This window comes from Pseudomonas sp. MWU318, from assembly GCF_016756945.1.
GTDB lineage: Bacteria > Pseudomonadota > Gammaproteobacteria > Pseudomonadales > Pseudomonadaceae > Aquipseudomonas > Aquipseudomonas putida_A.
In genome coordinates this window covers 120588-137591 of the sequence record NZ_JAESJL010000008.1, presented here as the reverse complement: position 1 = coordinate 137591, position 17004 = coordinate 120588, and the positions used below count along the sequence as shown (strand labels likewise).

The 17004-nt window shown below is 57.4% G+C and carries 26 protein-coding genes; 21 read left to right on the top strand and 5 right to left on the bottom strand.

The genetic code is table 11. From position 1 onward, the window contains the following. Positions 1-58 precede the first annotated feature (58 nt). Positions 59-601, bottom strand: a complete 543-nt coding sequence (locus JN524_RS19305) for a hypothetical protein (RefSeq protein WP_202370378.1) — start codon at positions 599-601, stop codon at positions 59-61. 411 nt (positions 602-1012) lie between these two features. On the opposite strand from JN524_RS19305, the gene JN524_RS19300 reads away from it, so the two are divergent. Beyond that, positions 1013-1336, top strand: coding sequence for a DUF1654 domain-containing protein (locus JN524_RS19300; protein WP_202370377.1), 324 nt, complete (start codon positions 1013-1015; stop codon positions 1334-1336). A gap of 58 nt (positions 1337-1394) precedes the next feature. Here JN524_RS19300 and JN524_RS19295 read toward each other — a convergent pair whose 3' ends face one another. The 4 genes from JN524_RS19295 to JN524_RS19280 form a co-directional block, all read right to left on the bottom strand. Then, positions 1395-1832, bottom strand: a complete 438-nt coding sequence (locus JN524_RS19295) for a DUF6941 family protein (protein ID WP_202370376.1) — start codon at positions 1830-1832, stop codon at positions 1395-1397. Continuing rightward, positions 1829-2212 (bottom strand): helix-turn-helix domain-containing protein, encoded by a 384-nt coding sequence (locus tag JN524_RS19290; RefSeq protein WP_202370375.1) that lies wholly within the window; start codon positions 2210-2212, stop codon positions 1829-1831. The genes JN524_RS19295 and JN524_RS19290 overlap by 4 nt, the downstream gene beginning before the upstream one ends. A gap of 28 nt (positions 2213-2240) precedes the next feature. Then, the gene (locus tag JN524_RS19285) at positions 2241-2663 is read right to left on the bottom strand and encodes a hypothetical protein (protein ID WP_202370374.1); all 423 of its coding nucleotides are present in this window, start codon (positions 2661-2663) and stop codon (positions 2241-2243) included. Positions 2664-2796: 133 nt separating this feature from the next. After that, positions 2797-3651, bottom strand: a complete 855-nt coding sequence (locus JN524_RS19280) for an XRE family transcriptional regulator (protein ID WP_202370373.1) — start codon at positions 3649-3651, stop codon at positions 2797-2799. Between the two features lie 88 nt (positions 3652-3739). On the opposite strand from JN524_RS19280, the gene JN524_RS19275 reads away from it, so the two are divergent. The 20 genes from JN524_RS19275 to JN524_RS19175 all read left to right on the top strand — a co-directional run bounded on the left by JN524_RS19275 (position 3740) and on the right by JN524_RS19175 (position 16969). Next, positions 3740-3916 carry a Cro/CI family transcriptional regulator gene (locus JN524_RS19275; protein ID WP_009048019.1) on the top strand — a complete coding sequence of 59 codons (177 nt, stop codon included), beginning with the start codon at positions 3740-3742 and terminating at the stop codon, positions 3914-3916. Between the two features lie 62 nt (positions 3917-3978). Continuing rightward, entirely contained in the window at positions 3979-4173 is a 195-nt protein-coding gene (locus JN524_RS19270) for a hypothetical protein (protein WP_237143817.1), read from the top strand. 315 nt (positions 4174-4488) lie between these two features. After that, complete coding sequence (locus JN524_RS19265) at positions 4489-5250, top strand: phage antirepressor KilAC domain-containing protein (protein ID WP_202370372.1); 762 nt, start codon at positions 4489-4491, stop codon at positions 5248-5250. After that, complete coding sequence (locus JN524_RS27275; RefSeq protein WP_112997837.1) at positions 5250-6032, top strand: DNA replication domain protein; 783 nt, start codon at positions 5250-5252, stop codon at positions 6030-6032. Before JN524_RS19265 ends, JN524_RS27275 begins: the two co-directional genes overlap by 1 nt. Next, entirely contained in the window at positions 6022-6828 is an 807-nt protein-coding gene (locus tag JN524_RS19250; protein WP_202370371.1) for an ATP-binding protein, read from the top strand. Before JN524_RS27275 ends, JN524_RS19250 begins: the two co-directional genes overlap by 11 nt. A gap of 1 nt (position 6829) precedes the next feature. Continuing rightward, positions 6830-7267 (top strand): hypothetical protein, encoded by a 438-nt coding sequence (locus JN524_RS19245; RefSeq protein ID WP_202370370.1) that lies wholly within the window; start codon positions 6830-6832, stop codon positions 7265-7267. Then, a complete protein-coding gene (locus tag JN524_RS19240; RefSeq protein WP_202370369.1) occupies positions 7264-7734 on the top strand; it encodes a hypothetical protein in 471 nt (156 codons plus the stop codon). Before JN524_RS19245 ends, JN524_RS19240 begins: the two co-directional genes overlap by 4 nt. Continuing rightward, positions 7731-8336, top strand: coding sequence for a recombination protein NinG (locus JN524_RS19235; RefSeq protein ID WP_202370368.1), 606 nt, complete (start codon positions 7731-7733; stop codon positions 8334-8336). The genes JN524_RS19240 and JN524_RS19235 overlap by 4 nt, the downstream gene beginning before the upstream one ends. Further along, positions 8333-9010, top strand: coding sequence for a hypothetical protein (locus JN524_RS19230; RefSeq protein WP_202370367.1), 678 nt, complete (start codon positions 8333-8335; stop codon positions 9008-9010). The genes JN524_RS19235 and JN524_RS19230 overlap by 4 nt, the downstream gene beginning before the upstream one ends. A 550-nt stretch (positions 9011-9560) precedes the next feature. Next, the gene (locus JN524_RS19225; protein ID WP_083368582.1) at positions 9561-9743 is read left to right on the top strand and encodes a Com family DNA-binding transcriptional regulator; all 183 of its coding nucleotides are present in this window, start codon (positions 9561-9563) and stop codon (positions 9741-9743) included. Positions 9744-9754: 11 nt separating this feature from the next. Beyond that, on the top strand, positions 9755-10081 hold the full coding sequence (locus JN524_RS19220; RefSeq protein WP_202370366.1) for a hypothetical protein: 327 nt from the start codon (positions 9755-9757) through the stop codon (positions 10079-10081). A gap of 121 nt (positions 10082-10202) precedes the next feature. Then, entirely contained in the window at positions 10203-11075 is an 873-nt protein-coding gene (locus JN524_RS19215) for a putidacin L1 family lectin-like bacteriocin (protein WP_202370365.1), read from the top strand. Between the two features lie 236 nt (positions 11076-11311). After that, complete coding sequence (locus JN524_RS19210) at positions 11312-11650, top strand: hypothetical protein (RefSeq protein ID WP_025110102.1); 339 nt, start codon at positions 11312-11314, stop codon at positions 11648-11650. Continuing rightward, positions 11647-11994 carry a hypothetical protein gene (locus tag JN524_RS19205; RefSeq protein WP_202370364.1) on the top strand — a complete coding sequence of 116 codons (348 nt, stop codon included), beginning with the start codon at positions 11647-11649 and terminating at the stop codon, positions 11992-11994. The genes JN524_RS19210 and JN524_RS19205 overlap by 4 nt, the downstream gene beginning before the upstream one ends. A gap of 52 nt (positions 11995-12046) precedes the next feature. Then, positions 12047-12238, top strand: coding sequence for a hypothetical protein (locus JN524_RS19200; protein WP_202370363.1), 192 nt, complete (start codon positions 12047-12049; stop codon positions 12236-12238). Beyond that, a complete protein-coding gene (locus tag JN524_RS19195; protein WP_202370362.1) occupies positions 12235-12486 on the top strand; it encodes a hypothetical protein in 252 nt (83 codons plus the stop codon). Before JN524_RS19200 ends, JN524_RS19195 begins: the two co-directional genes overlap by 4 nt. 9 nt (positions 12487-12495) lie before the next feature. Then, complete coding sequence (locus JN524_RS19190; RefSeq protein WP_202370361.1) at positions 12496-13020, top strand: hypothetical protein; 525 nt, start codon at positions 12496-12498, stop codon at positions 13018-13020. 1 nt (position 13021) lies between these two features. Next, entirely contained in the window at positions 13022-14509 is a 1488-nt protein-coding gene (locus JN524_RS19185) for a terminase (RefSeq protein WP_202370360.1), read from the top strand. An 8-nt stretch (positions 14510-14517) separates the two neighbouring features. Further along, on the top strand, positions 14518-15933 hold the full coding sequence (locus JN524_RS19180; RefSeq protein WP_202370359.1) for a DUF4055 domain-containing protein: 1416 nt from the start codon (positions 14518-14520) through the stop codon (positions 15931-15933). Further along, entirely contained in the window at positions 15926-16969 is a 1044-nt protein-coding gene (locus JN524_RS19175; RefSeq protein WP_202370358.1) for a phage head morphogenesis protein, read from the top strand. The genes JN524_RS19180 and JN524_RS19175 overlap by 8 nt, the downstream gene beginning before the upstream one ends. The last annotated feature ends 35 nt before the right edge of the window (positions 16970-17004 follow it).

Here is a 17004-nt window from a genome sequence, read left to right as displayed (position 1 = left end):
ATGCGCTCTCATAGAGAAGATCGGGCAGTTAACGACAGGCTGTCGTGGCGCTGGTTGTTCAATACGGCTTTTCAACCTTGCCTTGGTCTTGCAGGCTTTTGATTTTGAAAAGGTCGTTCAGCATGTGGTCCATCTGATTGGCAAGCTGATTGCGCAAGCCGTCTTTCAGGGCGCCGGTTACGTTCGCCACGCTTTGCTGCATTTGCTTGCTGAAGTCTTCGGCGCAGATCTTGGTCATGAGCCACTGAGCCCGGGTGACTGAGTTGTAATCGCTAGATGCAGGCTTGCCATCCCCGGGGTTTACCTTGCCGTTCCAGTAGGCGGTTACCGTTTTTTCCAGCTCCTTGCGCAGCGTGGTAGATGGCCCTTCCTGATCGCCCCACTGATTAACGCGGCGATATTCACGCTCAAATGAACCATTGATCGTTTCGTCGATGGCCTTCTGGATCTGCGAGGTCACGCGCTCATCGAAGATTTTGTCGATGCGCTTTTTCACCTCTTTCGCCACCATCTCAGAGAGGTCTTCATCCTCTCGCAGCAACTGATCGGCGACATTCGACACGATGGATTTCTTCAGTTCAGCTTCGTTGATGTTGAGCATTTTGTGACTCCCGTTGATTTCCAATGCCGCCTCATCGAAGCGGCATCAGTAAATCTGTGGTCTTGTTCTCCGCCCCATGCTCGGCGCCGCGGTTTCCCCACCTGGCCGGCGTCACACATTTCGTGTTCGGTGTTCTTCGCCGGCTGGCTTGCATGGTTTGGCGTCCTCCCATATGGGGAGTCCGGCAGGTTCCAGAGCCTGCATGGGGATCGAAGTTTGTGTTTCGCGCTATGCCCGTTTCCGGGGATCGATCCGCGAAGATTCCTGACTGTTAAAGAGCGGCGGGTCTCTTGAGGCCCTGTCCAAGTACAAGTGGACTTGCATTAATAAAAGCATGCTGGTGTTTTGAATGCAAGCAAACTTGTATTTATTTTTAATACTGTATGCGCATCCAGTAGTCAGGAGTTGGGTATGAGTAGCCAAGAAAAGAGCCGGTCGCAGAAGGATCGCCAAGTGTTAACCGGCCTGGAGCGGCTATCGCTCAGGGTGTCGTCGATGATCAATCACCCGGTCGCGCAGATTCAGCGATGGGTGACTATCCATCGGCTGGACACGGATGGAGAAAGGGAGTGGGAGGAGGTGATGGGATTGCTGTCAGAGACAGAGTGCATCGACATGACGTTCAACTATGACGAGTCAGTGACGCTTAGGTGGGACCCTCAAGGCGAGGAGGAGCGAGTCGCTGAGGTGGAAAATTTGTTTGAAGTGGCGATGGAGGAGCCTGCTCCATTTTGATAGGTACAAAAAAGCCCGCTCATCGGCGGGCTTCTTCTTTAGCGTGCTCACTAGCAAATTAAATAATTTGCATGCCCTCTGGAGCTGGCGATATCTGCATGCCATTGCATTCCAGATCTACTCCGTCAGCGATCACGGAAATTTTGATTTTGCCTGGCTCTTGGATATGCAATGGCGAAAGCACGAACATAGCTTGCGCGGAAAGCCCTTTGGCATCATCGATTTGATTCGCAGCCTGCTCGTGCATTTGCTCCAACTGTTCCTTCTCTAAGGCAACGTCAAATAGGACCGTTTCACCGAGGGTGCCTTTGAACTGGAGAGCCTTGAACGGATTGTCGTGCGTTGTATTTGCAGTTACCGAGACGCACAATTTTGGCAGTACAGCGGGGAACGTTGGAATGTACATGAGGTTGCCCATGATCCCAATGTACGAGCTTTTGTTATTGACCTCATACCGAATGTCATCGCAGAAAATAGAGTAGGCAAACCGGTTCATTTTTTAGCCTTCGCTTGATAAATTTTTTCTTGCCGATCAAGCATCTCGTCAAGCTCATCCGCTGAGACGCCGAGAACCTCACGAAGCCTCTTGCAAGTCGATCGCTGTAGATCAACATTTCCTTTTTCTATTCGTGCAACCTGAGCCTGAGTTGTGCCCAGTAGTTCGGCGAGCTGCGTCTGATTTAAGCCTTTTTTCAAGCGCAGTGTTCTGACCGTTTTGCCTTCGTCAACCAGAAGATCGTCAGCCAGCCACGATCGGGCGCCAGCAATGCCCTCTTTGTGTTCAGCGCTTCCCTCAAGACGAGCCATAAGGCGCGAAAAAGCAGTGTTCTTCTGGGCCAGTGGTGCAGGAAGGACAGAGGTCTCAAATTGCAGCACGACCCCTACACTGGCGGTGCCTACCGTTTCACCACCCTTCGGCCTCAAGCTTGTTATAGGCATCAAGGACGCGCTGTGTAATAGGGTGTTTCGGATCATAGTCAAATGCTCTCTCGACGACAGCTAGCACGAAATATAGGTCTTGTGCAGGGATATAGGCGTAGATAATCCGATACTCAAATCCCTCTCGGGATAGCTCGAAATCCCTCAGCCTCCAAATATTCTTACCCGTTCTGTACAGGGAGTAGACTTTTGATACGCTGAACGTTGCTCCCTTCTCCGGCAGATGCGGCTTGCCGCCGTACTGATCCCAAGATAGCTTCTCGAGCAAATCCTGATCGCACTCCAGCTCTTGCAGAAATACGCCTAGGCGATAGGCCGCTGGCGCATTTATCTCAAGGATCTTTTCGATATCCTCGGTGGCGTCATCGCCAACTATTAGCTCGTACAATATATCTTCTCAGGTATATTCCCGCAAGGCGAGATGGCGTTGATCGGCGCAAATCGGGGTTCGAACGCTTGCCATTAAAATGCCATATTACACCGAGCCGCTCTGTCATGGCCGTTTGCCTTCCGCCTTTTCATCAAAGCAGTTGAGCGTTCCAAGCGAGCAGAACTCGAGCCTGAATATAGGTGTCGCTCGCTCTGATCGTTTGCGGCTGATGGCGATCATTATCGGAAATCATCTTGATCTGATCATCACCAATCCACTGAAGCCGCTTGATGTAGAGATGGCCTTCCCATGAAAACATGTAGATCCCATCTCCCACGAATTCCCGGATGCTGATGTCGACCAGCAGCGGGTCTCGGTGCTTGATCGTCGGCGCCATCGACTGACCCCAGCCGGTCACCATTTTCAGATGGAAATGCTCTTTGAACTCGACACCCATCTCGCGAAGATGCTGGGGACTTACTCGGACATCCTGCAGCATCTCTGGATAGTCATGTGGTATCTGGCCGCCACCCATGGCCGCGCGGACGTCGTAGTGCGCGATCCACACCTCATCACCCACGGCGCCCGGACGGTAATAATCGACCTCAGCCGCATCCTCTAGGACTACGTGCTGGGCAGCATCTTTCACTGCGTCAGCAATCTTCGTCCTAGCTTCATCGCTTAGGTTTTTTCCGTGCTTGGCCAGCATCGCGCTTACCAGGTCAGCGGATGATTTTGCCTCGGCAACTTCTCGATCCTGGGCGCCATTCTTGCGCCGAGGTGGGTCGCCTTTTCCTGACAAAAGCCAATCGACCGTCGTGTCGTACCCGTCGGCAAGCGCGATCAGGTTCTCGTTTTTGATGTTCTCGGTATCGCCGGCGAACCACTGCCGCACAGCCTCATAACTGATGCCGCAGGTGGTCGCGATGTCTCGCTTCACACTCCGCACGCCAATGTCCGGCTTTCGGGCAAGAACAAGTTTTGTGATTCGTTCAGTCGTTTTCATGGATGCAATCTACAAGAGTGCTTGTCAAGCATGCTTGTTTTGAATACACAAGCATGCTTGAATATGAGGAAGAGCAAAGGAGGTCGGTATGACCAAGTCGCAAGCAATCAAGCATTTCGGCTCCATCTCCGCCCTGGCAAAGGCCCTCAGCGTCACCTATGAGGCAGTCCGTCAGTGGGAGGTGGTGCCCGAGTTGCGCCAGTACCAGATCGAGCGAATCACCAAGGGCGCCTTGAAAGCCAGTCAGCAAGACGCTGCTGCGTAGTCATACCGCCGGTTCGATAGTCGTTTTTCCATTTCTGAAGCCAGGAGCATCGAAGCATGTACATGGACCCCAATCAAAAGCGCGCCATCCCGGTGAAGGTTCGATTCGAACCAGTGCTTGATCGGATTCTGCGTAAGGCCGCGACCAAAACCCGTATGCAGCACGCCACCTACCTCTACGAAATCATCGAGTGGGCAGTGGCCAATGGCGTGATCGAGGAACTGATGCAGGACAAACAAGAAGATATCGCGGGCTGAAGCCCCTTTGGAGGGCCAAATGACCGTAGAGCTTGAAAGGCTGCCTCCACCGACTCGAAAGCGAGTGGAGGAATTGATGCGCGTAAACGGCTGGAGTTTCAGCCATGCCGTCAACGCAATGATGGAAACCGCGATTGCATGCGGTGCGCTCTCAGAAGTGGGGCGAAAGAAAGCCAAGGTGCTGAAGTTGGTGCCCCCAATGAGGGCCTCTGGCAGGGACTCTTAAGGGTAATCCAGAGGGCCTCTGCCAAATTCGAGACGAAAAAAAGCCGGGGTAGTGACCCGGCTCTCTTACAACGCGTTGTGGAGCAAATCATGCACCAATCAAACCAAACGATCAATACCCCGGCCAGTGTCGCGACACAATTTGGCAACGGTGAAAACGTGTCGCGCATTGTTTCAACCATCGCCCTCCGCGACATGATCAACGAAGCGCGACAGCAGGCAGGCGAGCCAAGGGTCCGCAATGACCATTTCCTTTCCCGGGTTGAGGACGAGTTGGGCGACGATCTGGAGGGGGTGCAAAAATATTACACCCCTCTGCACGGTAACCAGGTGGCGACTTACGGGCTGACTCTCGACCAATGCATGCTGGTAGGGATGCGCGAATCGAAAGCCGTGCGCCGTTCCGTTCTCCAGAAACTCAAGGAGCTGGAAGGTCCTCGGGTTATCGCCACACTTCCAGACTTTTCCAATCCTGCAGCGGCTGCCCGAGCGTGGGCTGAGCAGTTCGAACTTCAGCAAGCGGCCAATCAGGCCCTGATTGAGGCCGCGCCGAAGATTGCCTTCGTCGAGCGCTACGTCGAATCAACCGGCCTCAAGGGCTTTCGCCAGGTGGCGAAGCTGCTCAAGGCCAACGAGTCGCGATTCCGCGAGTTCCTGCTCGATAAAAAGATCATGTACCGCATGGGCGGCGAGTGGCAGGCCTACCAACCTCACATCGACGCTGGCCGCTTTGAGGTAAAGGCAGGCACCACTGACACCGGTCACGCCTACAACCAATCCAAATTCACTCCCAAGGGCGTCAACTGGATTGCCGGTCTGTGGGCGCAATACCAACTGAGGGAGGCCGTGTAATGGCCGGGGACTGGATCAAAATGCGAATCGACCTTCAGACACATCCGAAAGTTTTCCGCATGGTGTCCGCATTGAAAGCGGACAGACTGCGGATCATCGGCGGACTGCACATTGCTTGGAGCATCTTCGACACTCATTCAGACGACGGCGTGCTGCACGGTTACAGCGTCGATGCGATGGACGCTGTGGTGGGCTGGCCGGGCTTTACCCAAGCCATGATCGAGGTGGAATGGGCGTCCGTGCAGGACGACGGAAGCCTTGTAATGCCTCGCTTTGACGAGCACAACGGTGCCAGTGCGAAGCGTCGCGCCAACGACAGCGAGCGCAAGCGTAACGACCGAAAAAACAACTCTGTCCGCAATGTGTCCGCAAGCGATGCGGACAAAACGCGGACCAGAGAAGAGAAGAGAAGAGAAGAGAAGAAAGAGCAAGATCAAAAGCAAGGTGCTGGCGCACCGGCGAAGGCTGGCAAGTTCGATCCGCTCACTGCAAAGCCTGAAAACGTGTCCGAGAAGGCATGGGCCGATTGGTGCCAGCACCGCAAGGAAATCCGCAAGCCACTGACCGCCAAGAGCTGCGAGCAGCAGGCCAAGGCTTTGCTGGGCCACGCCGCGCCGGATCAGGTGCTCGCCACTTCGATCTCCAACGGCTGGACCGGGATCTTCCCGGAGAAGCGTGCCAGCAACGTGCACCCGTTCCCGCAATCCCGTCACACCGGCTTCGCTGAACGCGATTACCAGGCCGGCCTGATCCAGCGGGAGGACGGCAGCTATGCGCTCTGAGCCAGTCCAATCGACACCAGAACTTCCACCGGGAACCCGGATCCAGCCTGCTGACTGCGAAACCCATGGCGCCTACGACCAGAAGATATTTGCACTGTTGGGCAAGGAGCTGAAGAGCGGTTGCCCAGAGTGCGGGCGTCTCGCTCGCGAGAAGACCGAGGCCGCTGAGCTGGCGAACAAGGCGATGGAGCTGCGCATGGCCATGGAGCGAAAGCTCGGCGCCGCGCTGATCCCAAAGCGCTTCGCCAGCAAGACGCTCGACGGATACATCGCGACCACCACGGAGCAGCGCAAGGCGCTCAACACGTGCCGCCGCTACGCCGCCGAGTTTCCGCAGATCGCACCCACGGGGCGCTGCCTGTTGCTGCTTGGCAAGCCTGGCACTGGCAAAACGCACCTTTCCGTGGCGATCGCCAACGAGATCATGGCCAAGTCATCTGCCACGGCGGTGTACCGCACCATCGGCGCCGTGCTGCAGTCGATCCGTGCTTCGTATGACCGCGCCACCGAACAGACTGAAAGTCAGATCCTGTCGAGCCTGATCAGCCCCTCGCTGCTCATCCTGGACGAGATTGGCGTGAGCAAGGAGAAGCCGAGCGACTTCGAGCTGACGACGCTGTTCGCGATCATCAACGGCCGGTACGAGGAGATGCGACCGACGATCATCGTTTCAAACTTGAGCGCCAAGGCGCTCCCGGAGGCCATCGGCGATCGCTGCGTGGATCGCTTGCGGGAGGGCGGCGTGATTGTGCTTCCGTTCGAGTGGGAATCTCAGCGCGGAAAGGAGGGCTTCTGACATGACCATCGACAAACAGAAACTCCAGTCCCTGCTGTGGAGCGAGGTCGCTGCCTGGAAGGCCGACTGCGCCGAGTGGAAGCGCAACACCGAGGCGCTGCAGGAATTCCTTGGAGATAAGACCGTGGAGGAGGTGGCGCTTGAGCTGCTGGCCGAAAACGAGGCGCTGCGCGCCGAAGCCTTGAAGTGGAAGAACGAGAGCGTCGGCGACAGCCAGGAAATCTACGGTCTGACCAGCAGCCTTGCTCAGCGCACCGGCGAAGTGCGGGAGTTGGCTGTGGTAGTGGACGACTTGGCGGCGCTGATAAAACGTTTTGTCCACCGGCTTCGCAAAGCCGCACCCGGCAACGATCTTCCGGAACAAGCGCTGGACTACTTGGCCCGCAAAGGTCTTCAAGGTAGTCCGATGCGCTCCATCGTTGAGGCGCGGCTTCCATGACCGACAAGATCAGCGTCAACTGCCAGGCCAAACTATCCGAGGCCATCACGCGGCTCAGCGCCATGTTCCGCGACAAGAAGTTCGTCGTAGTGTCGCTGCGCCCTGGCAAGGACCGTACGCTCGACCAGAACCGGCTGTGGTTCGCGATGTACAAGCGCATTTCCGAGATGACCCAGATCGGCGACGCGGCCGACGCCAGGTGCTACTGCAAGTTGCACATCGGCGTGCAGATCCTGCTGAACGAGGATGCCGGGTTTCAGGCTGAGTGGTACCGGGTGATGCGTCACCTCCCGTACGAGACGAAGCTCGACTTGATGGGGGAGTGCAAGCTGTTCGGCCCTGATGGGATGCCGGTGACGAGCTTGTTCAATCGAGCCCAGGGCGTTGCCTACACCGACCGCATTGTCGCGCGCTTCGCACCGCAGGGCGTTCACTTCGATGATCTGCTGAGCCAGGAGGCTGCATGACGATCGAGCGAAAACCGCCCCGTGCCAAGAAATGCCGCGTGCCAACGTGCAGGGCCTCATTCGTCCCCGCCCGATTGGGGCAGGCCGTGTGCAGCCCAGCCTGCGCGCTGAAGGACGCGCCCCGGAATGAACAGAAGGCAAAGAAGGCAATCGCTCAGCGCGATCGCCGCGAGATCAAAGTCCGCAAAGAGAAGCTGAAGACCAGGGCTGACCACCTGCGCGAAGCCCAGGCGGCGGTGAACGAGTATGTCCGCCTGCGTGACGCGCACCTGCCGTGCATCAGCTGCGACTCCATGCCGAACGACAACGACCTCATGACCGGCAGCCGATGGGACGCTGGCCATTACCGATCCGTTGGTGCGTGCCCGGAGCTGCGTTTCGATCCGTTGAACATCCACCGTCAGTGCGTGAAGTGCAACCGCAACCTGTCCGGCAACGCGGTCGAGTACCGCATCCGGTTGGTGCAGCGCATAGGCGCCGACAAGGTGGCTTGGATCGAAGGGCCTCATCAGCCCCAGAAGCTTACCGTCGAAGAAATCAAAACCATCAAGGCCGAATATCGAGCCAAGACCCGCGAACTGAAAAAGGGGCAGGCAGCATGAAATTGATCAACGCACGTCAAGCGTGGACAGACGCACAGCATGAGTCGAACGCCTCAATCAGTGCTGCAGCAGCTGACCGGGCAAAATCCGCGACTGTCGTCCGGAAGGAAAAGGCCGCGCTTCGAGAGGTCATCTTTGCCGCCCAGGGCGAGGACAAGGAAGAGCGCATCATGGCTGTGCGCCAGAAGATCCACATTGCCGAGACGCGCCGCACGCCTATCGGTCGTTCGACACATCGAGCCGCTCACCTTGTGACCATGGGGAAGGTGCAAAAGGCAATCGAGTCGCTGCCGTTCCAGGTACAGCAGTTGGGACACTACCTCTACCACCCATGCATGACCGTCGTTCACATGCTCAACGCCGAGAAGCTGATCTGGAACGATGTGGACTTTTCTTCGCTCACTGATGCCAAGGCATCGAAGGTGCATTGCCTGATCACCTGCGCTCTGCAGTCCTACAAGGCCGAGGCGAACGGGGGTGATGCGTGGGGCCCTGCTCGAGTGTCTGACGCCATGATGAAGCTTTACGGAATCGCTATCCAGCCCAAGCACTGGGATCGCGATTGGCTCGAAATCTGGAATTTCCTGCGAACGGCCATTGCGGAAGTGGATATTCAGGCTCAACAACCTGTGTGGCAGGTTATTCACGCAGAAAATTCAGAGGATGCGGCATAAAGGTGTTGCCATGGTGGGGAATTTGATGTACTTTTCCCACACTGCGCAACTTACCTCCAGCGCACGACAACATCGAAACCCGGCCATCGTGCCGGGTTTTTTATTGCCTCGAATTTACCTGTAGCCAGGACAGCCCTCGGGAAGGCCTAGACGTCGATAGCCGGATAGTGCGACGTACGGAATCAACGCCGGCAGCCCGTGCACCCTGACCTCAAACTTGCTTTCGGGGTGGCGCGAGACTTGATCAGCGAGATCGATGCATAGGGGCGTCGACGTTGAGAAGGCCTTTGGCAGACAGCTCGGAAAGACGAGCGCACCTATTCAGGGCCTCTGCACTTGCAGGGGCTTTTTTAAACCCGCCATAGACAAAAAAGCCCCGAATCTGTCGGGGCTTTTCGTTCAGGCGCGGAGATAAGAGAGGGCGACTCCAGAGGGTGCTGTAACACCCCAAGGAGACGCCAGATCGCAGATATAGCCTGCAAGCCAGCCAAGGCCCTCACTGCTCGCGCGAGCGGGACGGAGCCTAGCAGAAAACCAAATGGACTTGCAGATGTTAAAAGAATGCAGATGCGGAAAATGCAACAGACTTCTCGCCCGCGTGGGTGAGTTTACCGAGCTCCAGATCAAATGTTCCCGATGCGGGACGTTGAATCATGAGAAGGCCACGAGCCTCGAGCGATCGCCTTTGAGCGACATGAAAGCGGAAATCTCCGCGAACAATCATTCGACTTAAAAGGTGTAAACATGGAACCAGTAACCCTAGGTAAAAACTTTTATAACAGTTCGTCATTGAGTCCGACCGTGATCATCAAGCCTGAAGATAACGTTGCAGGTGTCGTGATCCGCACGTGTACAGCCTTTGGGCCATTCAACGCCGCGCTTATCACCGGCACCACTAAACCGACCGATGCCAGTGACTTTTACACAAAGCCTGCCCTGCTCACTTTGGGAGGCGAAACTATCCAGCTACCGTACCCTGTTCAACTTCCGGCCGGCTTTGGGCTGTGGGCTATTGCGGTGAATGGCAACATTCGCGTGAGCTTGACCTACGACCTGTTGCCTAAGTCGTAATAGGGCGCACCCAGCTCTCCAAAGCTTTATCAGAAGGTCAGGAGCCTCCCCCCATCGCCCTTGAGCGACATGAAAGCGGAATCCTCCGCGACAAATCATTCGACTTAAAAGGTGAAAAAAGATGGCACCAAGTGGACCACCACGCGTTCAATTTACAAACAACGGCAGCCCAGTGTTGCCTCCTCGTAACTCCATGAGCCCTGGTCAGTTCTTGGAGTCGCCGAACAAGCGATTCAAACTGATCCTTCAGCCGGATATGAATCTGGCGCTGTATGACAACGGAGTTGCTGTTTGGGTTGCTGACACCAACACTCCATATTCACAGACGCAGACAAACCCGGTTGCTGCGGTGCCTAACTCGTTTTACGTGTTCGAGTCTGGCGTTCTCGTTGATCATACCCGTAGCCGGACCTGGTTTACGGTAAACAGTACCCCACCAGACAGCGTTAGTGCTGCTGCGTATCGCAACTTTCTCCAGGTTCAGAACGACGGGAATATTGTGATCGTCGATTCTCGGGCTATCTGGAACGGTACCCCGGGCATTCCGCTTGACCCGGGCGGGACTGCATTCCTATTCGGTGGCACTACCGAGCTCCAGATGGGTATGCCTTACTTCGCCGGTGATGGTGCTTTGATCTTTCAGGGGGACGGCAACGTTGTGAACTATGGCCCGAACTGGAGTGTTCGCTGGGCCAGCTACACCCAGAACAAGGGTGCGGTTCGAGCGGTGTTCCAGAATGACGGCAATTTCGTCGTGTACGCGGCGAATAACGTTCCGATCTGGCAGTCGGGGACTGGTGGCAACCCTGGCGCTACTCTGCGCTTGCAGCCAAATGGCAGCCTTGCGGTTGTTCAGGAAGTACCAGTCTGGGCTCGCTTTGGCTACACCCCAACGATTCGTCGTCGGAAGATCTATTACCCCGACAACACGAGCGCCGAGCATAACGGTACGGACCCATATCCGACCTATGGCCACATCGGCTGGGAGTTTTAACCGCTCCCAACTTGAGCTGGAGGCCTAGCGCCCCGGCTGTGCCCGCGTAAAAGAGGCGGGATTAGCAAAAGGGTCGTGCCTGTCTGGGCGACCCTCTTACAAGCGAGAAGTCTCGCACCTATTCAAGGCCTCGACATTGTTCGGGGCTTTTTTGTTTTCGGCTCCCCACACCCATAGCTCTGAGCTGGGAGTGCAGCGGGGCCGACCTATTCACATGCACCCACGGAGTCGAGCGCATGGATTCTTTACACCGCCTGCTCGAGCTCATCGACAGGTTCGGATTGCTGATCGCGGGATTGGTCGGCGCCGTTGTCGCCAGTTGGTGGCACAAGGACGACCTAACGGATTGGCGTGCTTGGATTGTCTTTCTGATTACGGGAGTTGCCTGCTCGATTTATTTGACGAGCATGGTCAGCGCCTACCTGGGCGTAACCGAGCCGAAGATCGTTGCAGGTATCGGCTTCTTGCTTGGGGCATTCGGTGGGTCGCTCCTTGCAGCCATCAACCGTGCAATCAAGTCCGCTGACCTCTGGGCGCTCATTCGCCAGCGGTTCGGGGGAGGCAATCCACCATGAATTTTGAACTGATCAACTCTATCGCCTGCGGCTTGATTGCCTTGTGGGCGACCTGGTGTGTTTTGAGCGGTCGAGTGCGGGACGGCGTCATCGGCAAGCTGATCTATTCGGCGATCGCGATCAGCGGTTTCGTTGTGATGAGCCGCAACCAGAACATTTTCATCATTGGCCCAACCACTGCCGGTATCACGTTGCACGTATCGCTGGCCCTTGCCGGTATGCGGCACATCTTCATGGTCATCTGGTGGCAGCGGGTGAAAGCCTGGCTCTGCCGGACGTTGAACTGTGAGCACTGCATGCGGTGTGACAAGGCACCGGGCGGGGTCGAACGTCGATCCAAGTAAGTCGCGACACGTTTCGCGAATCAGCAAATTGTGTCGCGACACTGGAGTATGCATGACCAACGTAACCCGCCTGCGCCACGCTTTGCCCCTGAGCCAGGGCGTCAACAAGGCACTGACCGAGTTGGATGGTGCGATCGCCAAGGCTATCGATGCTGCCAAAGCTGCCGGCCTGCCTCAGGGCCTTATCGTCGCTGAGCTGCACGGGCACGCCCACGCACAGACCCACAACATGGTGAAGGCATGACCGCAAAACTCGTTGAGTTCAAGTGCGAGGGCTGGCGCGATGCTGCCAAGACCCTGCGCAAGATCGCAGATGACCTCGACGCCGGCGTGCATCCGGAATGCACTGTAGGCGCACTGACCCTCATGGGGCCGAAAGGCGAAGTGACGGTGTTCGGGCTGGGACCCAAGTGCGACGACCTGCAATGTCTTGGTGCCATGCGCTTGGGTGAGCAGAAGCTGATTGATGTGCTGCTCGACATCGAAGATTAAGGATTCCCCATGACAACCAAGCAACCCGACTGGGAGGCGATCGAACGAGCCTACCGGGCCGGTTCGCTTTCCCTGCGTGCCATCGCTGACAAGTACGACACCAACGAGGGCACGATACGCAGCAGAGCAAAGAAACACGGCTGGTTGCGTGACCTCACTGAGCAGGTACGCACCGCAACGAAAGAAAAGCTTTCACGCGAAGTTTCACGCACTGACGTCACGCAGCCGGATGTGCGTGAAGATGCGCAAATTGTTGAGGAGGCGGCCACGGAAGCTGCTTCTGTAGTGCTGGCGCATCGATCGGACCTCGCCCAATGGCGCGGCATCGCGAAGAAGCTCGGCGCATTCCTCGGTGGCGTAGATGTCACCGCTGAGAACCATGGTGACTTTGCCCGTTCGCTCAACGCTGGTGTCGATGCCCAGCTCAAACTCATCAAAGGCGAGCGACAGGCTTATAACCTGGATGCGGAAGGTGGTCCGACTGATGCTGACGAGTTCACCAAGCTTCTGGATGAGCTAGAAAAGGAAGGCTGACATGAATCCCGAGCACTTGAACCTGCTCCGGGATAAGCGTTGGCGGTTGAACAATCTCTACTTCATCACCGACAAGCAGGGCAAGAAAGTCCGCTTCCGGATGACGGACGAGCAGATCGAATACTTCGACGGGATGCACACCCGGAACATCATCCTGAAGGCTCGGCAGCTCGGCTTCACCACTGAGTGCTGCATCATCCAACTGGATGCCGCTCTGTTTGAGTCGGCCAGGTGCGCACTGATCGCCCATACCCTGAACGACGCCAAGCGCTTGTTTCGGGAAAAGGTGAAGTACGCCTACGACAATCTTCCGGCGTTCATACGCAGAAAGAACCCAGCAAAGAATGACGCAGCGGGCGAGCTTGTATTCAGTCGTGGAGGCTCGGTCTACGTGTCCACCTCGTTCCGGGGCGGCACGCTGCGTTACCTGCACGTGTCCGAGTTCGGGAAGATCTGCGCCAAGTTTCCGCACAAGGCGCGCGAGATTGTCACCGGTGCCTTCGAGGCGGTGGCCACCGATTGTTTCGTCACCATCGAGTCGACGGCGGAGGGGCGTGCGGGCTACTTCTTCGACTACTCACAGAGCGCCGAGAAGCAGCTGCTGTCTGGCACACCGCTCGGCAAGCTGGACTGGAAGTTCTTCTTCTTCAGCTGGTGGAAGAACAAGGCCTACTGGCTCGATCCGGCCGAGGCGGTCATCCCGCAGCGCCTGACCGACTACTTCAACGAGCTGTTCGCCAAGCACGGCATCGACACCAATCCCGGCCAGCGCGCCTGGTACGCCGCCAAGGAGAAGACCCTCGGCGACGACATGAAGCGGGAATACCCGTCGATCCCTGCCGAAGCCTTCCAGCAGTCGATCGAGGGCGCCTACTACGCCCAGCAGTTCACCAAGCTGTATGCCGCTCAGCGCATCGGCACGCTGCCAGACAACAGCCACCTGCCGGTGATGACCTTCTGGGACATCGGTGTCGGCGACTCTACGGCCATCTGGTTCGTGCGGCAGGTCGGCAACGAGTACCACGTCATCGACTTCTACCAGAACAGCGGTGAAGGCCTGCGTCACTACATGAAGGTTCTCAAGGACAAGGGTTACACCTACTCCGAGCACTGGGGGCCGCATGACATCGACAACCGAGAGTTCGGCAGCGATGCCAAGACGCGCCGGGAAATGGCGCGAGAAGGCTATGAGATTGACGGCCAGCACTACCGCATGACGTTCCAGGTCGTGCCTAAGATCGGCGTGGACGACGGCATCGACCAGGCTCGCGAGATCCTCGCCCACTGTGCCTTTGACGAGGCCAAGTGCGAGGAGGGCATCACCGCGCTGGAGAACTACCGCAAAGAGTGGGACGACAAGAAGGGCTGTTGGAAAGACCGGCCGCTTCACGACTGGGCATCTCACCCTGCCGACGCATGGCGCTACTTCGCTGTCGCGAAGAGCAAGCGCGTAGCAGTCACGCACATTCCTGTCACATTCAGCTTCTGAGGCCATCCATGGCGAATTTCAGCACTCCCCGGGCAGAGTACGCACAAGCCCTGCCTGGCTGGCAGCTGGTGAAACGCTGCGTAGCCGGTGCGCGAGAGGTGCGCAAGCACGACGAATATCTGCCGATGCCAGACCCGGAAAACAAATCACCGGAGAACCTGGCTCGCTACAAGCAGTACAAGAAGCGGGCGATGTTCCTCAATATCACCGGCCGGACCCGCACCGGTCTGATGGGGGCGGTCTTCCGCAAGACTGCCGAGCTCTCGCTGCCGACTGCGGTTGAGTATCTGAAGGAGAACGCCAGCGGCGACGGTACCAGCCTTGAGCAGCTATCGAAGGAGTCGGTTGGCGAGTGCCTGGACAGCGGCCGAGGTGGCTTTCTGGTCGACTTCCCGACCGTGGCCACTGAAAGCGGTGTCAGCTCGATGGCTGATCTCGCCACCAAGCGCGCCTTGATCCACCACTACGGCGCCCTGTCGATCATCGACTGGGATGAGCAGGTGATCGATGGCGTGAAGCGTCTGGTGTACGTGAACCTGCGGGAATGCGTGTCTGAGTTCAACGCTACCGATCTGTCCCGCGAGACGTACACGCAGAACCGGGTCCTGCTGCTGGTCGATGGGCGATACATTCAGCGCGTCTATAGGGAAGGCGAGGAAAGCGTCGAGGAGACGCAGCCTACCGACAAGGCGGGTCAACCATTCGATCACATCCCGTTCAGCTTCTACGGCGCCCAGAACAACGACGCCAGCATCGACAAGTCTCCGCTGGAAGACCTAGCCGACGTCAACATCCTGCACTACGGTAACAGCGCCACGGTGGAGGAGAGCGGTTTCATCAGCAGCCAGCCGACGCTGTTCATCACCACCAGCATCGAGGCTGACGAGTTCGCAAAGCTGAACCCGAACGGCATGCACATCGGCTCGCGACGCGGACACAACCTCGGAAAGTCCGGATCCGCAGTCATGCTGCAGGCAACCGAAACCCAGCTCGCCCGAACCCTGATGAAGGACAAGGAAGAGCAGATGCTGATGATCGGCGCCCGTGTCGTCCAGAAGGGCAGCGGTGCCGAGACGGCAGAGGCTGTTCGAATCCGGTACAGCTCGGACAACAGCGTGCTGGGCACTATCGCCGGCAACGTATCCGAGGCGCTGAAGCGAGCGATCCTCGACGCCGAGCGCTTCATGATGGATGCGCCGGACGAGAAGGGCACGGTGTTCTGGCTCAACCAGTCGTTCTTCGACGAGACGATGACCGCGCAAGACATCGTTGCCCAGGTGCAACTGTGGCAGCAGGGCTTCATTGCGAAGTCGGATGTCCGGGTAAACCTGCGTCAGGGTGGTGTGCTTGAAGCTGATCGCACCGACGACAAGATCGACGAAGAGCTGGCCAGCGCGCCACCGGTAGGCGGGAACAATGAGTAATGAAGGCTTTCTTGAGGACGCCGCCACGCGGCACCAGATTTACGTCCAGCGGTATGCTGGTGGAAATCTGAAGCGCGTGGCGTCGTTCATCAGCAAAGCCATCAAGACCGCTAAGCAGCGCGTTTCGGAAGGCTTGAGCGCTTACGGTACGCGTCGGTACAACTCTCAGATTGAAACGCTTCAGGCCGACCTGCGGGGTATCTACGACGACCTCAAAGGGCGCGCTCACCTGGATCTCGGCGAGTTCGCAACCTACGAGGCGCAGTTCAACGCGACGATGCTGGGCAAAGTGGTCCGGGCGGTGGTTCAGCTCAATGTTCCATCGGCTGAGATGATCTCTGCCGCAGCCCTGGCCGATCCGCTGCAGCTCGAAGCACGCAAGGGCATCCAGCGCATCAGCATCAGCGGTGCGCTCGACCAGTTTGGAACCAAGAAGGCCGCCGAGATCATCGGCGAGATTCAGATCGGTTCGAGTCTGGGCGAAACCAGCCAGCAGATCAGCCGGCGCCTGACCAGCATTCACCAATTGCAGCAGGATCAGGCCGGCGCCCTGGTTCGCACCATGACCAACCACATCGCCAGCACGGCGCGAGTGGAAACGCTGAAGGCGAACGACGACATCCTCGCGGGAATGCGCAGGGTGGCAACCCTGGACTCGAAAACGACGCTGTTCTGCATGAGCGTCGACCAGACGGTTATTCCGCTGGACGGGCCGAAGCCTCCGTATCACTGGGGCTGCCGCACGACGCTGATTCCGGTGCTGAAGGACGAGTTTGCACGCGAGATCAAAGGCTCGACGCGGCCCTCAATCGGCCCTGACGGGGTGACTCTGGTGTCGAGCAAGACGAGCTATCAGGAATGGCTGGCACGGCAGCCGGCGGCGTTTCAGCGAGACATTCTCGGGCCGAACCGGTATGCGCTATTCAGCAAGGGTGAACTGACCTTGGATAAGTTCATCGATGACAACGGCAAGACACTGACGCTTAATCAGCTGCGTGACCGTGAAGCTGTGGCCTTTCAACGGGCGTCTATGTAGAGTTCTGCTGGCTGAATTGCTTAGAACTTTACGAG

Bases quoted from the DNA above. Each gene is read 5' to 3' on its own strand.
- JN524_RS19305 (WP_202370378.1), bottom strand. From the start codon at position 601: ATGCTCAACATCAACGAAGCTGAACTGAAGAAATCCATCGTGTCGAAT.
- JN524_RS19300 (WP_202370377.1), top strand. From the start codon at position 1,013: ATGAGTAGCCAAGAAAAGAGCCGGTCGCAGAAGGATCGCCAAGTGTTA.
- JN524_RS19295 (WP_202370376.1), bottom strand. From the start codon at position 1,832: ATGAACCGGTTTGCCTACTCTATTTTCTGCGATGACATTCGGTATGAG.
- JN524_RS19280 (WP_202370373.1), bottom strand. From the start codon at position 3,651: ATGAAAACGACTGAACGAATCACAAAACTTGTTCTTGCCCGAAAGCCG.
- JN524_RS19275 (WP_009048019.1), top strand. From the start codon at position 3,740: ATGACCAAGTCGCAAGCAATCAAGCATTTCGGCTCCATCTCCGCCCTG.
- JN524_RS19270 (WP_237143817.1), top strand. From the start codon at position 3,979: ATGGACCCCAATCAAAAGCGCGCCATCCCGGTGAAGGTTCGATTCGAA.
- JN524_RS19265 (WP_202370372.1), top strand. From the start codon at position 4,489: ATGCACCAATCAAACCAAACGATCAATACCCCGGCCAGTGTCGCGACA.
- JN524_RS27275 (WP_112997837.1), top strand. From the start codon at position 5,250: ATGGCCGGGGACTGGATCAAAATGCGAATCGACCTTCAGACACATCCG.
- JN524_RS19250 (WP_202370371.1), top strand. From the start codon at position 6,022: ATGCGCTCTGAGCCAGTCCAATCGACACCAGAACTTCCACCGGGAACC.
- JN524_RS19245 (WP_202370370.1), top strand. From the start codon at position 6,830: ATGACCATCGACAAACAGAAACTCCAGTCCCTGCTGTGGAGCGAGGTC.
- JN524_RS19240 (WP_202370369.1), top strand. From the start codon at position 7,264: ATGACCGACAAGATCAGCGTCAACTGCCAGGCCAAACTATCCGAGGCC.
- JN524_RS19235 (WP_202370368.1), top strand. From the start codon at position 7,731: ATGACGATCGAGCGAAAACCGCCCCGTGCCAAGAAATGCCGCGTGCCA.
- JN524_RS19230 (WP_202370367.1), top strand. From the start codon at position 8,333: ATGAAATTGATCAACGCACGTCAAGCGTGGACAGACGCACAGCATGAG.
- JN524_RS19225 (WP_083368582.1), top strand. From the start codon at position 9,561: ATGTTAAAAGAATGCAGATGCGGAAAATGCAACAGACTTCTCGCCCGC.
- JN524_RS19220 (WP_202370366.1), top strand. From the start codon at position 9,755: ATGGAACCAGTAACCCTAGGTAAAAACTTTTATAACAGTTCGTCATTG.
- JN524_RS19215 (WP_202370365.1), top strand. From the start codon at position 10,203: ATGGCACCAAGTGGACCACCACGCGTTCAATTTACAAACAACGGCAGC.
- JN524_RS19210 (WP_025110102.1), top strand. From the start codon at position 11,312: ATGGATTCTTTACACCGCCTGCTCGAGCTCATCGACAGGTTCGGATTG.
- JN524_RS19205 (WP_202370364.1), top strand. From the start codon at position 11,647: ATGAATTTTGAACTGATCAACTCTATCGCCTGCGGCTTGATTGCCTTG.
- JN524_RS19200 (WP_202370363.1), top strand. From the start codon at position 12,047: ATGACCAACGTAACCCGCCTGCGCCACGCTTTGCCCCTGAGCCAGGGC.
- JN524_RS19195 (WP_202370362.1), top strand. From the start codon at position 12,235: ATGACCGCAAAACTCGTTGAGTTCAAGTGCGAGGGCTGGCGCGATGCT.
- JN524_RS19190 (WP_202370361.1), top strand. From the start codon at position 12,496: ATGACAACCAAGCAACCCGACTGGGAGGCGATCGAACGAGCCTACCGG.
- JN524_RS19185 (WP_202370360.1), top strand. From the start codon at position 13,022: ATGAATCCCGAGCACTTGAACCTGCTCCGGGATAAGCGTTGGCGGTTG.
- JN524_RS19180 (WP_202370359.1), top strand. From the start codon at position 14,518: ATGGCGAATTTCAGCACTCCCCGGGCAGAGTACGCACAAGCCCTGCCT.
- JN524_RS19175 (WP_202370358.1), top strand. From the start codon at position 15,926: ATGAGTAATGAAGGCTTTCTTGAGGACGCCGCCACGCGGCACCAGATT.